The organism is Thalassobellus sediminis (genome assembly GCF_044386045.1).
Classification (GTDB): Bacteria; Bacteroidota; Bacteroidia; order Flavobacteriales; family Flavobacteriaceae; genus Thalassobellus; species Thalassobellus sediminis.
Genome location: NZ_JBISCD010000040.1, coordinates 1,897,625 through 1,912,709, shown reverse-complemented (window position 1 = coordinate 1,912,709; position 15,085 = coordinate 1,897,625). Strand labels below are relative to the sequence as shown.

Sequence of the window (15,085 nt, the reverse complement as noted above, 5' to 3'; positions counted from 1 at the left end):
TTGGAGTCAAATTGTTAGATAATAATTTTTATTTTATTTGACGCTTTAATAGTAAATTAAAATTACTGATTTTCAAGTTTTTAACAAAAAATCATACCTAAAATCGGGGAATGAACGATGAAATTGTATTTCTTAACGAAAAAAAACAACTTTTAAGTAGTCACTTTATAGTTTTACAAATAATAACCCCAATCAGTTTAAAATGAAAAAACACCTACTATTACTCAGTTTTCTTGCTATATCGTATTTAAGTAATGCACAATTATATACTTTTGGAGTTAAAGCTGGATTAAATCAAAGCAAAATTGGCTCATTGTATCAACGTCCGTATAGAGGAGAGCCAGGAATAAATCACCAAGCTAATAAAAATATTAGTCCGCAATTCGGAGCTTTCTTCAATGTGAAATTTGGAAAATTCTTTGTTCAACCTGAGCTAAACTATGTTAAATTAAAAAATAATTATGATTTACCTTTAAAAAAGTCCTATTGGAATACTTCAAAATTTGAAATCCCTGTAATTTTAGGTTTTGAGATATTCAAACCATTATCACTCTATTTTGGTCCAAATTTCAATTTCTATAATGAAACAACACTAGATGGTGTTCAAATAACCTCATTTAGTGATGGCGGCCCAGATTTAGAAAAGAATAATTTAAGTTTAAATTTTGGGATCAGAGCAGATTTTGGAAGGTTTGGATTAGACTTAAGATATGAATCAGGACAAAAAGCAACACAAGAGGAACTCTTAGACATTATATATTCTGAATATGGCACAAATTTAGCAGATTTAAAATCATATACACCTAGTATAGTAAGTCTAAGCTTATATATAAATCTTATAAGTACAGATGGAAGAAATATTAACACCTTTTTTTCTGATTTATTTAAGAATGACGACTGTTGGTGCTCGAAACAATAAATCCATATAACATATAATAAATCGTACAAAAATCATTTTATTACGATTGTTTTTAATTATTAAACTAGATTTTTTGTTTATAATATAGGATTCTTAATTAAACCGACAACTAATTAGCAATTAAAACAAATTTCTTTGAGTTATACAAATCTTTCTAAACTAAAACCAAAGTACTTGATGTTTTATATTAAGTAATCAAGTAAATCTTTACCACTAAAATTATTAATAGTGTTATAATTAGATTTGTAATTCAAATACAAAAAAAGACTGCCTTTTCAAACAGTCTTTTTTACTAACTAACCAACCAAAAATATGGATTACAATTCTTAAATTTAAAGTAACCACACAATAAACTTTTTTGTAGAATGTAACTAATATTACTATATCAATATTTGTGCCAAAACGAAATTTAATCTAGTTATGTGAGTTATTTAACAATAAATAATTAAATTATTTGCGACTAGTATTTAAAATATAAATGTGAGATATTTGCCTTAATTAAAACAAAAGATAGAAATGAAAAACGCTGTATTATTATTTATTGCTTGTATACTTATTTCATGTGGGGAGAAACAACATGACTTGACAGTAAAGGGACAAATAAAAGGATTAAAAAAAGGTACTATTTATTTAAAAAAAGTAAATGATTCAACATTAACAAATGTTGACTCATTAGCAATTAATGGTCATTCTGAATTTGAATTACATAGTGATTTAGAATCTCCTGAAGTATTCTTTTTATATCTTGATAAAAATAGCTCTGAAGACGATAGAATACGTTTTTTTGCAGATAAAGGTGTTACAGAAATAAACACAACATTAAAAAACTTTGCCTATGATGCTGAAATTAATGGATCTACCCAACAAAAAACACTTGAAGATTACGAAAAAATGATGTCTAGATTTAAAGAACAAAATCTAGAGTTAATTATTGCAAATTTTGAAGCTCAAAAAGAAAATAATAAATCTAAAATTGACAGCTTACAAAACATACAAAATAGCATGCAAAAAAGACAATATTTATTTACTGTGAATTTTGCTTTAAACCATAAAGACAGTGAAGTTGCTCCTTATTTGGCTCTAACTGAAATATATAATGCTAACATTAGTTTATTAGACACTATTAATACTTCTCTATCACAGAAAGTAAAAAACTCTATATACGGAAAGGAATTACAAGTTTTTATTGACGAAATAAAAGCATCTGAAAAATAATATTATTTTAATAAAAACATTCATCAAGTAAAAAGACCTTATTAAAAGATCTTTTTTTGCTCTATTATTAAGTAAAATAAACTGTTTGAATAATATTTTAAATTAAATTACTGAAACAGAATAATTTGCATAAAAAAGCCTCACAAAAGTGAGGTTTTTTTGAGCCGATGGAGGGACTCGAACCCACGACCTGCTGATTACAAATCAGCTGCTCTAGCCAGCTGAGCTACATCGGCGTTTTAACGGGTGCAAATATAATATCTAAAATGATATTAGCAAGCTTTCCGTTAAAAAATTATTATAGTTTATTGATTTTTTCTATTAACGCTGTTCCTTTAGCTTCTAACTCTTGATTAATAGCTTTAAAGTGCGCCTTTGCATTATCGTTTTTAGCATTTACTTTTGCAATTAGTTCATCAAAAGTAGCAATTGCTTCATCAATAATTGCCTCACTCTTTTTAGTATCTTTATCTGTATTTGCATATTCCCAAATATAAACTGCTTCTATAATATCTCCTAAAACATAATTGATATCTTTCTTTAGATCTCTAACATTTGCCATTTTTTACTGTTTTTAAATTTTCACAAAAGTACTTAATTAAATTATATGTTCTCTATTATAAAGAGAATTAAAACAAGTTTTGAATTATACATAAACTTCTAACAAAGTTGCTTTTTCTGAATATATATTGAAATCCTTAATAGCAGCCGGAAGCAAAATAGTTTCTCCGTTATTTATAGTTTCTGTAAATCCGTTAGCTGAAATTTCTACACTGCCTTCAACACAAATATATATAATAAAAGAATCGTGTGTATTTTCTTTTTTCAGTGTTTTAGATACTTGTAAATAATTAGTTGTAAAATAAGGACAACTCACCATTTCATTAGATTGGTTTTTAGTTTTATCATAAGCAACTCTAAAGTTATCTGGCATATCAAAATCGAAAGCATCAATAGCTAAATCGTTATGTAATTCACGCTCATTACCATTATCATCTACTCTATCCCAATCATAAACCCTATATGTTATATCGCTTGTCTGTTGTATTTCGGCAACCATAACACCTGCTCCAATGGCATGTACTCGTCCTACTTCAATAAAATATGTATCTCCTGTTTTTACTTCATCAAAGTTTAAAATTTGAGTAAGTGATTTTTCTTCAAGATGTTTTAAATATAAATCTGGAGTCATCTCTTGATTAAAACCAACTATCAAATTAGCGCCTTCATCTGCTTGTAATGTATACCACATTTCTGTTTTGCCAAATGAATTATGTCTTTTTGCAGCTAATTCATCATTAGGATGCAATTGGATAGATAAATCTTCTTTAGCATCTATAAACTTAATTAGAAGCGGAAATTTATTTTTGAATATTCTATAATTTTGAAGTCCAATTAATTCGGCTCCGAAATTTTTTAAAAGTTGTTTTAAAGATTGCCCTTTTAAACTTCCGTTAGAAACTATAGAGGTATCACCTTCAACATCACTAATTTCCCAACTTTCACCAATATTAGGTAAATCGCTATTTTTATTAAGTAATGTTTTTAATTTTTGACCTCCCCAAATTTTATCTTTTAAAATGGGAGTAAATTTAATTGGGTACAATGTATTTGACATATTATTTTCCTGAATAGGTTACATAATTACGAGGTGTCTCGTAAAGGGTTATTTCTAATTCTAAATGAGTTGCTAACTTAGATTTAAGTTTATTATATATTACAACTGCTATATTTTCTGCTGTTGGGTTTAACTCTTTAAATTCGGCTAATTCAACGTTTAAATTTTTATGATCGAAAGCTTCTTCAATTTCTTCTTTAATAATATTTTTTAAAACTTTCATATCAATTACATAGCCTGTTTCTTGGTCAATTTCACCAGTAACACTTACTATTAATTCGTAATTATGCCCATGATAATTGGGGTTATTACACAACCCAAAGATTTCTTCGTTCTTTTCAAAACTCCAATCTTTTCTATACAACCTATGGGCTGCATTAAAATGTGCTTTTCTACTAACAGTTACTATCATTTTGAAATATTTATATGTTCGTAGAATTTATCGAAAATAATTTTAAACCACTCAGTATATATTTCTGGATGATTTAAAATATCATTTTTTACAGCTTCAATTGACATCCATTTCCAACTAGCAACTTCATCTGTATTTATAACCGGATCATTATTATAATTCCCTAATAATACATGATCAAATTCATGCTCAGTTAAGCCATTATCAAAAGGTGCTTTATAAATAAATGATATTGATTCTTTTAAATCTACCACAAACCCCATTTCTTCTTGTAAACGACGTTTTCCTGCTTCAATGTTGCTCTCCCCATCTCTTTGATGACTGCAACAAGTATTTGTCCATAACAGCGGAGAATGATATTTATGTGATGCCCTTTGTTGAAGCATAAGTTCATTCTTATCATTAAAAACAAAAACAGAAAAAGCACGATGTAACAATGCTTTTTCATGAGCCTCCATCTTTGGCATTAAGCCAATTTGCTGATTTTTTTCGTTAACTAAAATTACTTTTTCTTCTTTCATAGCATAGCAAAAATACCAAGTATATTTTTAAAAATCATATTTCTATTCATAAATTTAAAATGGATATAGTAGGTTATCAATATTGAACTTATAAATATTATCTTTGCAACCCATTTGCACAAATATTTATGAGTTTTTTAAAAGAAATACAACGCAGACGTACCTTTGGTATTATATCGCATCCCGATGCAGGTAAAACAACTTTAACCGAAAAACTATTACTATTTGGAGGCGCCATACAAGAAGCTGGTGCTGTAAAAAGTAATAAGATAAAAAAGGGAGCTACCAGTGACTTTATGGAAATTGAACGTCAGCGTGGAATTTCGGTAGCTACTTCTGTTTTAGCATTTGAATATAACGGCATTAAAATTAATATTCTTGATACGCCTGGACATAAAGATTTTGCTGAAGATACTTTTAGAACACTTACTGCTGTTGACAGTGTTATTGTAGTTATTGACGTTGCAAAAGGTGTCGAGGAACAAACGGAAAAATTAGTTGAAGTTTGCCGTATGCGAAATATTCCTATGATAGTATTCATTAATAAAATGGATAGAGAAGGTAAAGATGCCTTTGATTTATTAGATGAAGTAGAACAAAAATTAGGCTTAAAAGTAACACCTTTAAGTTTCCCTATTGGAATGGGGTACGATTTTAAAGGTATTTATAATATTTGGGAAAAAAATGTGAATCTATTTAGTGGAGATAGTAGAAAAGATATAGAAGAAACTATTGAGATTTCAGATTTATCATCTCCAGAACTGGATACATTAATTGGTAATGAAGCTGCAAATATCTTAAGAGAAGAAATAGAACTTGTTGATGGCATTTACCCTCAATTTGATAAAGAAGCTTATTTAAACGGAAATTTACAACCTGTATTTTTTGGTTCAGCTTTAAACAATTTTGGAGTTAGGGAACTATTAGATTGTTTTGTTGATATTGCCCCCAAGCCAAGACCAAAACAAAGTGAAGAACGTTTAGTACAACCTGATGAATCTAAATTTAGTGGATTTGTATTTAAGATTCATGCCAATATGGATCCTAACCATAGAAACCGATTAGCTTTTGTTAAAATTGTTTCTGGTGAATTTAAACGCAATGCTCCTTATTTGCATGTAAGAAATAATAAAAAAGTAAAATTTTCTAGTCCGAATGCCTTTTTTGCTGAAAAGAAAGAGATTGTAGACATCTCCTACCCTGGTGATATTGTTGGTTTACAAGATACAGGAACTTTTAAAATTGGAGATACCTTGACAGAAGGAGAGGTATTAAATTACAAAGGTGTTCCTAGTTTCTCTCCAGAGCATTTTAGATATATTAATAATGCAGATCCTTTAAAATCTAAACAACTTTTTAAAGGGATTGACCAATTAATGGATGAAGGCGTTGCGCAATTATTTACATTAGAGCTTAACGGCAGAAAGGTTATTGGAACCGTTGGTGCACTTCAATATGAAGTTATTCAATACCGATTAGAACATGAATATGGCGCTAAGTGTACGTATGAAAATTTAAATGTGTTTAAAGCCTGTTGGGTAGATCCTGAAGATCCTAAAAATGACGAATACAAAGAATTTGTACGAGTAAAACAACGTTTTTTAGCTAAGGATAAACAAAACCAGTTAGTATTTTTAGCAGACTCTTCGTTCTCATTACAAATGACACAACAAAAATATCCGAGTATAAAATTCCATTATGTTTCGGAATTTGATTAATGAAGCTTAATTTATAAAAAAAGCCTTTGAAATTAATTTCAAAGGCTTTTTTTATGCTTGACCAGTTGGTCCAAAATTTAATGGAATTGGTGGTTGCTCATAATCTTTTATCTCACCATGAGCATTTTCAAATCTATTAACATTATCTGACAAAGCCTTTAACAAGCGTTTAGCATGCTGAGGCGTTAATATAATTCTAGATTTCACTTTACTTTTAGGAACTCCAGGCATTATGTTGACGAAATCTACTACAAACTCTGAAACAGAATGATTAATAATTGCTAGATTAGAGTAAGTCCCTTCTGCTACTTTTTCATCTAACTCAATATTTATTTGTCCTTGTTTTTGGTTTTCTTTTTGGTCTGCCATAATTTATCTTTTTAAATATAAAAGCCTTCAAGTTAATAAACATGAAGGCTTTTGTTTTAAAGATTCCCGCCTTCGCGGGAATACTTAATATTAATTATAATTTAATTCTTGCTTAACTTGCATCATTTCGTCAAACTCTTCTTTAGAGCCAACAATAATGTCTTTATAAGTTCGCATACCTGTACCTGCTGGAATTCTGTGACCAACAATTACATTTTCTTTCAAGCCTTCTAAAGAATCAACTTTACCTGCTACAGCTGCTTCATTAAGAACTTTAGTTGTCTCTTGGAATGATGCCGCAGAAATAAACGATTTTGTTTGAAGCGATGCTCTTGTAATACCTTGTAATATTGGCGTAGCAGTTGCTGGTTGTGCATCTCTAGCTACTACAAGTTGCTTATCTTCTCTTCTTAAAAGTGAATTTTCATCACGTAATTCTCGAGGAGAGATAATTTGACCTGCTTTAATATTTGCAGAATCACCAGAATCTTCAACAACTTTCATTCCGAAAATAGCATCATTTTCTAGTATGAAATCTGCTTTATGAGCTAATTGATCTTCTAAGAAAATAGTATCACCAGAATCAATAATACGTACTTTACGCATCATCTGTCTAACAACAACTTCAAAGTGCTTATCATTAATTTTCACACCCTGTAAACGGTATACTTCTTGTACTTCATTTACTAAGTATTGTTGTACTGCTGAAGGCCCTTTAATGTTTAAGATATCGTTTGGTGTAATAGAACCATCTGATAAAGGCATACCAGCTTTTACGAAATCATTTTCTTGTACAAGAATTTGACTTGATAACTTCACTAAGTATTTCTTAATATCTCCTGTTTTAGACTCTATAATAATCTCACGGTTACCTCTCTTGATTTTTCCAAAAGAAACAACACCATCAATAGCACTAACAACTGCTGGGTTTGAAGGATTACGAGCTTCGAATAATTCGGTAACACGAGGTAAACCACCTGTAATATCACCTGCTTTAGAAGACTTACGAGGTATTTTTACTAAAACTTTACCGATACTAACTTTCTCTCCATCATCAATCATTATGTGAGCTCCAACTGGTAAGTTGTATGAACGAATTGTTTCTCCTTTACCATCTTCAATATGAAGAGTTGGTATTAACTTTTTGTTTCTAGATTCAGAAATAACCTTTTCTTGGAAACCAGTTTGTTCGTCAATCTCAACTTGGTATGTTATACCTTGCTCGATGTTTTCATATTTTACTTTACCAGCAAATTCTGAAATAATAACACCGTTATATGGATCCCAAGAACAAACAACATCTCCTTTAACCAAATTATCACCGTTCTTAATAAGAATCGTTGATCCGTAAGGAATGTTATTAGTACTTAATGTAATACCTGTTTTCTTATCTATCAATTTAAGCTCAGATGTTCTAGAAATAACGATATCAACCTCATTACCTTCTCCATCTTCACCTTTAACTGTTTTTAAATCTTCAATTTCAGCTTTACCATCAAACTTAACAGCTAAATTATTTTCTTCTGAAATGTTACCTGCAATACCACCTACGTGGAAAGTACGAAGTGTTAACTGTGTTCCTGGTTCTCCAATAGATTGCGCAGCAACAACACCTACAGCTTCACCTCGTTGTACCATTTTATCGGTAGCAAGGTTACGTCCGTAACATTTAGCACAAATACCTTTTAAAGCTTCACAAGTTAATGCAGAACGTACTTCTAAACTATCTATTGGTGATGCTTCAATAGCTTTTGCTGTATCGTCTTCTATTAACTGACCAGCTGAAACTAACAACTCATCTGTTAATGGATCATATACATCATTTAAAGATACACGACCAACAATTCTTTCTTCAAGTGTTTCAACAACTTCATCGTTTTTCTTTAATGGCTCTACTTCTACACCTCTTAAAGTTCCACAATCTTCAGTATTAATAATAACATCTTGAGAAACATCTACTAAACGACGTGTTAAGTAACCTGCATCGGCAGTTTTAAGAGCCGTATCTGCAAGACCTTTACGCGCACCGTGTGTAGAAATAAAGTATTCTAAAATTGAAAGACCTTCTTTAAAGTTAGAAAGAATTGGATTTTCAATAATTGATCCTCCACCTGCAGTAGATTTTTTAGGTTTTGCCATTAATCCACGCATACCTGTAAGCTGACGAATCTGTTCTTTAGATCCACGAGCTCCAGAATCAAGCATCATAAACACCGAGTTAAATCCTTGTTGATCTTCACGAATACGTTTCATTGACAATTCAGTCAATTCAGCATTTGTAGAAGTCCAAATATCAATAACTTGGTTATAACGTTCGTTGTTGGTAATAAGTCCCATGTTATAGTTACCCATAATACCATCAACTAATCCATTGGCTTTATCAATCATTCCTTGCTTTTCTGGTGGAATGATAATATCTCCTAAACTGAATGATAATCCACCTTGGAATGCAAATTTAAATCCTAATGTTCTAATGGCATCAAGGAAATCTGCTGTTTCAGGAACAGATGTTACTTTTAGAATATTACCAATAATATCTCTTAAAGATTTTTTAGTAAGTACTTGATTGATATATCCAGCTGCTTGAGGTACGTGTTGATTAAATAACACTCTACCAACAGTAGTTTCAACAATCATTCTGTCTAACTTCCCTTCTTCATTAATATCAATAGTTCTTACTTTAATACCAGCATTTAAGTCAACTTTCTTCTCATTAAAAGCTATTTCAACTTCTTCAGGAGAATAAAAAGTTAAACCCTCTCCTAAAATTGGCACTTCTGGAGTAGACGTACGTAACTTAGTCATATAATAAAGACCAAGTACCATATCTTGTGAAGGTACGGTTACTGGAGAACCATTTGCAGGATTTAAGATATTGTGAGATGCCAACATTAATAATTGACATTCTAGAATAGCTTCTGGTCCTAATGGTAAGTGTACCGCCATTTGATCTCCATCAAAATCGGCGTTAAATGCTGTACATACTAATGGGTGTAAACGAATTGCTTTCCCCTCGATTAATTGAGGCTGGAATGCTTGTATACCCAAACGGTGTAAAGTAGGCGCACGGTTTAGTAATACTGGATGTCCTTTAAGAACATTTTCCAAGATATCCCAAACCACTGGCTCTCTTTTATCTATAATTTTCTTTGCAGATTTTACAGTTTTTACAATACCTCTTTCAATTAGTTTTCTAATTACGAAAGGTTTGTAAAGTTCTGCTGCCATATTTTTAGGCAATCCACATTCATGTAATCTTAATTCTGGTCCAACAACAATTACCGAACGTGCAGAATAATCAACACGCTTACCAAGTAAGTTTTGACGGAAACGTCCTTGCTTACCTTTAAGTGAATCTGATAATGATTTTAATGGTCTGTTAGAATCTGTTTTTACAGCAGATGATTTACGCGTGTTATCTAATAATGAATCAACAGATTCTTGTAACATACGCTTTTCATTACGTAAAATTACCTCAGGTGCTTTTATCTCAACTAATCTTTTAAGACGGTTGTTACGGATAATTACACGACGATATAAATCATTTAAATCTGAAGTTGCAAAACGTCCACCATCTAAAGGCACTAATGGTCTTAATTCTGGCGGAATAATTGGCACAACTTTCAAGATCATCCATTCAGGACGATTTTCTCTGTTTTCGTTAGATTCACGTAAAGCTTCAACAACTTGTAAACGCTTTAAAGCTTCTGTTTTACGTTGTTTAGATGTTTCTGTATTAGCTTTATGACGTAATTCATACGACAAAGATTCTAAATCTATTCTAGCTAATAAATCAATTAAACACTCAGCCCCCATTTTAGCAAGAAACTTGTTAGGGTCTGTGTCATCTAAGTATTGATTATCTTGAGGAAGCGCTTCAAGAATATTTAAGTATTCTTCTTCCGTAAGGAAATCCATTTTTTGTACTGGCTCGCCTTCTTCATTTTTAGCATTACCTGGTTGAATTACTACATAACGCTCGTAGTAAATAATCATATCTAATTTCTTAGATGGTAATCCTAATAAATAACCAATTTTATTTGGTAAAGAACGGAAGTACCAAATGTGAGCAACAGGAACCACTAAATTAATGTGTCCAACACGATCACGACGTACTTTCTTTTCAGTTACCTCTACACCACAACGGTCACAAACAATACCTTTGTAGCGAATTCTTTTATATTTACCACAAGCACATTCGTAATCCTTTACAGGACCAAAAATACGCTCACAGAACAAACCATCACGTTCTGGTTTGTGAGTTCGATAATTGATAGTTTCTGGTTTTAAAACCTCACCTCTAGACTCTGCTAAAATAGATTCTGGTGATGCTAAACCAATTGAGATTTTATTAAATCTCTTTACTGTATATTTATCTTGTTTTCTTGCCATAATATATGGATGAAATGATTTTTTTAATTAACTACTCCTCTAATCTGATATCCAACGCTAAACCTTTCAATTCGTGCATAAGTACGTTGAAAGATTCTGGTAATCCTGGATCTGGCATTGGTTCACCTTTTACGATTGCTTCGTAAGTTTTAGCTCTACCAATAACATCATCAGATTTTACAGTTAAAATCTCACGTAAGGTACTTGATGCCCCATAAGCCTCAAGTGCCCAAACTTCCATCTCACCAAAACGTTGACCACCAAACTGTGCTTTACCACCTAATGGTTGTTGCGTAATTAATGAGTAAGGTCCTATAGAACGTGCGTGCATTTTATCGTCTACCATGTGTCCTAATTTCAGCATATAAATCACACCAACTGTTGCTGGTTGATCGAAACGCTGTCCTGTTCCACCATCGTATAAATAACTATGTCCGTATCTTGGGACTCCAGCTTCATCTGTAAATCCGTTAATTTGTTCTATTGTAGCTCCATCGAAAATTGGTGTTGCATAAGTACGACCTAATTTTTGACCTGCCCATCCAAGAACAGTTTCATAAATTTGACCAATATTCATACGAGACGGTACACCAAGTGGATTTAATACAATATCAACAGGGGTTCCATCTTCTAAGAATGGCATATCTTCTTGACGAACAATACGAGCAACAATACCTTTGTTACCGTGACGTCCTGCCATTTTATCACCAACTTTAAGTTTACGTTTTTTAGCGATATAAACTTTTGCAAGTTTTATAATACCTGCTGGTAACTCATCACCTACAGAAATTGTAAATTTCTCACGACGTAAAGAACCTTGTAAATCGTTTTCTTTAATCTTGTAGTTGTGAATTAAATCGGCTACTAACTTATTAGTATGGTCATCTGTTGTCCATTTACCTGACACTAAATGCGCATAATCATCAACAGCATTTAACATTTTAAGTGTGAATTTTTTACCTTTTGGTAACACTTCTTCACCTAAATCATTAAAGATACCTTGAGCTGTTTTTCCGTTTACAATATTGAAAAGCTTTTCGATTAAAACATCTTTTAAATCATCAAACTTTCTATCATATTGTGCTTCTAAAGCTAAAATATCATCTTTATCTTGAGCTCTCTTACGTTTATCTTTTACTGCTCTAGCAAATAATTTCTTTTCTATAACAACACCATGTAAAGAAGGAGATGCTTTTAAAGATGCATCTTTTACATCACCTGCTTTATCTCCAAAGATAGCACGTAATAATTTTTCTTCTGGAGTTGGATCTGATTCTCCTTTTGGTGTAATTTTACCAATTAGGATATCGCCAGGTTTTACCTCGGCTCCAATACGAATCATTCCATTTTCATCTAAATCTTTAGTAGCTTCTTCTGAAACGTTAGGAATATCATTAGTTAACTCTTCGTTACCTAATTTAGTATCTCTTACGTCTAAAGAATACTCATCAATATGAATAGATGTGAATATATCTTCACGAACAACTTTTTCAGAAATTACAATCGCATCCTCAAAGTTATACCCTTTCCAAGGCATAAAGGCTACTTTCATATTTCTTCCAAGTGCTAACTCTCCTTTTTGAGTTGCATACCCTTCACATAAAACTTGACCTTTAGAAACTTTATCTCCTTTAACCACAATTGGCTTTAAGTTGATAGAAGTACCTTGATTCGTTTTTCTGAATTTTACTAATTGATATGTTTTAATATCAGAATCAAAACTTACTTTAGCTTCATCTTCAGAGCGTTCGTATTTAATTTTAATTTCATTAGCATCAACATAAAGCACTTCTCCAGTTCCTTCTGCATTAATTAAAACACGAGAATCTGATGCTACTTGACGTTCTAAACCTGTACCTACAATTGGTGCGTCTACTCTTAATAAAGGCACTGCTTGACGCATCATGTTAGATCCCATCAAGGCTCTATTCGCATCATCATGCTCTAAGAAAGGAATTAAAGATGCTGATATAGATGATATTTGATTTGGTGCAACATCTGTATAATGAAGTGAACTTGGTTCAATTACAGGGAAGTCACCTTCCATTCTAGCAATTACCTTATCATGTAAAATTTTACCATCCTCATCAACTTTAACTGTTGCTTGAGCAATTAATTTATCTTCTTCCTCTTCAGCACTTAAATATGTTGGTTTGTTTTCAATATCTACAACACCATCAGTTACTTTTCTATAAGGTGTTTCAATGAATCCCATAGAATTCACTTTCGCATATACAGATAGTGACGATATTAAACCAATATTTGGTCCCTCAGGAGTTTCAATAGGACATAAACGTCCGTAGTGCGTATAGTGAACATCACGAACCTCGAAACCTGCTCTTTCTCTAGAAAGTCCTCCAGGTCCAAGAGCCGATAAACGACGCTTATGAGTAATCTCTGCTAATGGATTGGTTTGATCCATAAATTGAGATAACTGGTTTGTACCAAAGAAAGAATTAATTACAGACGATAAGGTCTTAGCATTAATTAAATCTATTGGTGTAAACACCTCATTATCACGAACGTTCATACGTTCACGAATAGTACGCGCCATACGAGCTAAACCAACACCAAACTGAGAAGATAATTGCTCACCAACTGTACGTACACGACGGTTAGATAAGTGATCAATATCATCAATCTCTGCTTTAGAGTTTATTAACTCAATTAAATATTTTATAATAGTTATGATATCTTCTTTGGTAAGCACTTGCTTATCCATTCCAATATCTAACTGTAATTTTTTATTCATTCTATAACGACCTACCTCTCCTAAAGAGTAACGTTGGTCTGAAAAGAATAATTTATCTATAATACCACGTGCTGTTTCCTCATCTGGCGGCTCAGCATTACGTAATTGTCTATAAATATGTTCAACAGCCTCTTTTTCAGAGTTTGTTGGATCTTTTTGAAGTGTGTTATGAATAATAGCATAATCACCTTGTTCTGCAGTTTCTTTATGTAAAAGAATCGTTTTTACATCTACTTCAAGAATCTCTTCAATGTTTTCTTTATCTAAAATAGTATCACGATCAAGTACAATCTCGTTACGCTCGATTGATACTACTTCACCTGTATCTTCATCAACAAAATCCTCATGCCATGTATTTAAAACACGTGCAGCTAATTTTCTTCCTAAATATTTTTTTAATCCAGATTTTGATACTTTAACCTCTTCAGCTAAATCAAAAATCTCTAATATATCTTTATCACGCTCAAATCCGATTGCACGGAAAAGCGTTGTAACAGGTAGCTTTTTCTTTCTATCAATGTAAGCATACATTACCTGGTTGATATCTGTAGCAAACTCAATCCACGATCCTTTGAATGGTATAACTCTTGCTGAATATAATTTTGTACCATTTGCATGGAAAGATTGACCAAAGAAAACTCCTGGTGAACGATGTAATTGAGATACTACTACACGTTCTGCTCCATTGATACAAAAAGTACCACTTGGCGTCATATAAGGAATAGTTCCTAAATACACATCTTGAACAATGGTCTCGAAATCCTCATGTTCAGGATCTGTACAATATAACTTTAACCTTGCTTTTAGCGGAACGCTGTAAGTAAGACCTCTTTCAATACACTCATCAATAGCATATCTTGGTGGATCTACAAAGTAATCTAAAAATTCTAATACGAATTGATTACGTGAATCTGTAATTGGGAAGTTCTCCATGAAGGTATTATATAAACCTTCATCTCCTCTTTCTTCAGACTTCGTTTCTAATTGGAAAAAATCCTGGAAGGATTTAATCTGAATATCCAAGAAATCTGGATATTCTGTTCTATTTACAATAGAGGAGAAATTTAATCTTTCAGCTTGTGTTGATAACATCAATAGACGGAATTTTGATTAAAAAAATAGTGATAACGCGTATGTAACCATTATATACGCAAAATGGTTTAGGTCTT

General features: G+C 31.9%; 10 protein-coding genes and 1 tRNA gene. 3 read left to right on the top strand and 8 right to left on the bottom strand.

What is annotated here, in order from left to right:
• Positions 1 to 202: 202 nt before the first annotated feature.
• Together ACH5TW_RS14915 and ACH5TW_RS14910 are read left to right on the top strand one after the other, a co-directional pair.
• Positions 203 to 919 (top strand): porin family protein, encoded by a 717-nt coding sequence (locus tag ACH5TW_RS14915; RefSeq protein WP_439337297.1) that lies wholly within the window; start codon positions 203 to 205, stop codon positions 917 to 919.
• A 516-nt stretch (positions 920 to 1,435) separates the two neighbouring features.
• A complete protein-coding gene (locus tag ACH5TW_RS14910) occupies positions 1,436 to 2,134 on the top strand; it encodes a DUF4369 domain-containing protein (protein WP_439337296.1) in 699 nt (232 codons plus the stop codon).
• A 162-nt stretch (positions 2,135 to 2,296) separates the two neighbouring features.
• Here the strand turns inward: ACH5TW_RS14910 and ACH5TW_RS14905 are convergent.
• From ACH5TW_RS14905 to idi, 5 genes are all read right to left on the bottom strand, one after another.
• A tRNA-Thr gene (locus tag ACH5TW_RS14905) sits at positions 2,297 to 2,370 on the bottom strand.
• Positions 2,371 to 2,432: 62 nt separating this feature from the next.
• Complete coding sequence (locus ACH5TW_RS14900) at positions 2,433 to 2,696, bottom strand: hypothetical protein (RefSeq protein WP_439337295.1); 264 nt, start codon at positions 2,694 to 2,696, stop codon at positions 2,433 to 2,435.
• 84 nt (positions 2,697 to 2,780) lie between these two features.
• Positions 2,781 to 3,752, bottom strand: coding sequence for a type I phosphomannose isomerase catalytic subunit (locus tag ACH5TW_RS14895; RefSeq protein WP_439337294.1), 972 nt, complete (start codon positions 3,750 to 3,752; stop codon positions 2,781 to 2,783).
• A gap of 1 nt (position 3,753) precedes the next feature.
• Positions 3,754 to 4,164, bottom strand: coding sequence for a 6-pyruvoyl trahydropterin synthase family protein (locus tag ACH5TW_RS14890; RefSeq protein ID WP_439337293.1), 411 nt, complete (start codon positions 4,162 to 4,164; stop codon positions 3,754 to 3,756).
• Positions 4,161 to 4,685 (bottom strand): isopentenyl-diphosphate Delta-isomerase, encoded by a 525-nt coding sequence (gene idi / locus ACH5TW_RS14885; RefSeq protein ID WP_439337292.1) that lies wholly within the window; start codon positions 4,683 to 4,685, stop codon positions 4,161 to 4,163. Before idi ends, ACH5TW_RS14890 begins: the two co-directional genes overlap by 4 nt.
• A 128-nt stretch (positions 4,686 to 4,813) precedes the next feature.
• Between idi and ACH5TW_RS14880 the strand changes: the two genes are divergently transcribed.
• Complete coding sequence (locus tag ACH5TW_RS14880) at positions 4,814 to 6,403, top strand: peptide chain release factor 3 (protein ID WP_439337291.1); 1,590 nt, start codon at positions 4,814 to 4,816, stop codon at positions 6,401 to 6,403.
• A gap of 51 nt (positions 6,404 to 6,454) precedes the next feature.
• Here the strand turns inward: ACH5TW_RS14880 and ACH5TW_RS14875 are convergent, their stop codons facing one another.
• The 3 genes from ACH5TW_RS14875 to rpoB form a co-directional block, all read right to left on the bottom strand.
• On the bottom strand, positions 6,455 to 6,772 hold the full coding sequence (locus ACH5TW_RS14875) for a DUF3467 domain-containing protein (protein ID WP_439337290.1): 318 nt from the start codon (positions 6,770 to 6,772) through the stop codon (positions 6,455 to 6,457).
• Between the two features lie 90 nt (positions 6,773 to 6,862).
• A complete protein-coding gene (rpoC, locus tag ACH5TW_RS14870; protein ID WP_439337289.1) occupies positions 6,863 to 11,164 on the bottom strand; it encodes a DNA-directed RNA polymerase subunit beta' in 4,302 nt (1,433 codons plus the stop codon).
• Positions 11,165 to 11,195: 31 nt separating this feature from the next.
• Positions 11,196 to 15,008 (bottom strand): DNA-directed RNA polymerase subunit beta, encoded by a 3,813-nt coding sequence (gene rpoB, locus ACH5TW_RS14865; protein ID WP_439337520.1) that lies wholly within the window; start codon positions 15,006 to 15,008, stop codon positions 11,196 to 11,198.
• Between the last annotated feature and the right edge of the window lie 77 nt (positions 15,009 to 15,085).

Coding starts and splice junctions, on each gene's coding strand:
- ACH5TW_RS14915 (WP_439337297.1), top strand. CDS start 203: ATGAAAAAACACCTACTATTACTCAGTTTTCTTGCTATATCGTATTTA.
- ACH5TW_RS14910 (WP_439337296.1), top strand. CDS start 1,436: ATGAAAAACGCTGTATTATTATTTATTGCTTGTATACTTATTTCATGT.
- ACH5TW_RS14900 (WP_439337295.1), bottom strand. CDS start 2,696: ATGGCAAATGTTAGAGATCTAAAGAAAGATATCAATTATGTTTTAGGA.
- ACH5TW_RS14895 (WP_439337294.1), bottom strand. CDS start 3,752: ATGTCAAATACATTGTACCCAATTAAATTTACTCCCATTTTAAAAGAT.
- ACH5TW_RS14890 (WP_439337293.1), bottom strand. CDS start 4,164: ATGATAGTAACTGTTAGTAGAAAAGCACATTTTAATGCAGCCCATAGG.
- idi (WP_439337292.1), bottom strand. CDS start 4,685: ATGAAAGAAGAAAAAGTAATTTTAGTTAACGAAAAAAATCAGCAAATT.
- ACH5TW_RS14880 (WP_439337291.1), top strand. CDS start 4,814: ATGAGTTTTTTAAAAGAAATACAACGCAGACGTACCTTTGGTATTATA.
- ACH5TW_RS14875 (WP_439337290.1), bottom strand. CDS start 6,772: ATGGCAGACCAAAAAGAAAACCAAAAACAAGGACAAATAAATATTGAG.
- rpoC (WP_439337289.1), bottom strand. CDS start 11,164: ATGGCAAGAAAACAAGATAAATATACAGTAAAGAGATTTAATAAAATC.
- rpoB (WP_439337520.1), bottom strand. CDS start 15,008: ATGTTATCAACACAAGCTGAAAGATTAAATTTCTCCTCTATTGTAAAT.